The organism is uncultured Allobaculum sp. (genome assembly GCF_948576815.1).
Taxonomy (GTDB): Bacteria; Bacillota_I; Bacilli_A; order Erysipelotrichales; family Erysipelotrichaceae; genus Allobaculum; species Allobaculum fili.
The window spans coordinates 1-1,007 of the sequence record NZ_CAPAEZ010000136.1 but is presented as its reverse complement, the minus strand read 5'-3'; the positions used below and the strand labels follow the sequence as shown (position 1 = coordinate 1,007).

1 protein-coding gene is annotated in these 1,007 nt (G+C 46.5%); it reads left to right on the top strand.

Annotated features, from left to right (window positions below):
• Positions 1-90: 90 nt before the first annotated feature.
• Positions 91-693, top strand: coding sequence for a cysteine hydrolase family protein (locus tag Q2J39_RS10755; protein WP_230267744.1), 603 nt, complete (start codon positions 91-93; stop codon positions 691-693).
• Positions 694-1,007: the final 314 nt, after the last annotated feature.

Sequence of the window (1,007 nt, the reverse complement as noted above, 5' to 3'; positions counted from 1 at the left end):
AAACTAGAAAGGCAAGGCACTGCTCACTTGTGAAGCTTAAGTGAACAGCATTGGGGAAAGACAGATAAAAAATCGATAGAGGAAAAGACTATGAAGCCAATTGAACTGAATCCAGATCGGACAATCCTGCTGATTATTGATATGCAGAAAGGATTTGTGGATGCCGACTCTCCATTTTGCGTAGCGATGGCCAGATCAACGATTCCCGCGCTGGCGGCGACCGTAGAAGAAGCGAGAAATGCTGGCGTGACGATCGCCTGGGTATGCCGTCTGCATGCGAAAGACGGCAGTGATCTCGAAGCTTTCCGCAGACAGAAACTGGAAGATCTGGACCAGTGCGATCTGTTCCATCCATCGGGATCGGGTTTTGCGCTTGCTCAGGGACTGTACAGAGCGCCCGAAGATCTCTTTATCCCTAAGACGCGCTACAGTGCTTTTTTTCAGACTACGCTCAAAGAGGAACTGGAACAAAGAGGGATAGAGACTGTGCTGGTGAGCGGAACGCAGACGCCAAACTGCGTACGGGCCACGGCCTTTGACGCCTTTCAGTACGGCTATCGGACGATTCTGCTCGAAAACTGCACTTCGTCGGCAAATCCTCAGGTGCAGAAAGCCAATCTGGACGATCTGGAAAAGGCGGGGATTGAACGGATATCTGATTTTCAGGATTTGTGCTGGAGAGCGGATAAATAAACATAAAGAGAGAGGAAAGTATCGGATTCAGATTGCATAGGCAAACGGGTCAAAAGTGCTCGTGAAAAATATTAGAAAAATCGCATACAAATTGCTTGCATCGAATGTTAGCGCGTGGTATTCTAATTGAGCGCTGAGGGAAATCGCTTCTCTCAGTCGTCAAATCACCTTTAGATATCGAAGAAAACAGCTTAAGTGAAAATCATGAAGAAATTCACAAATAGCTGTTGACAGAGATTTCTGCAGATGATATGATAAGCAAGCCTTGTGAGAGACATCGAGTTTTTCACAAACAGATGGCTCTTTGAAAACTT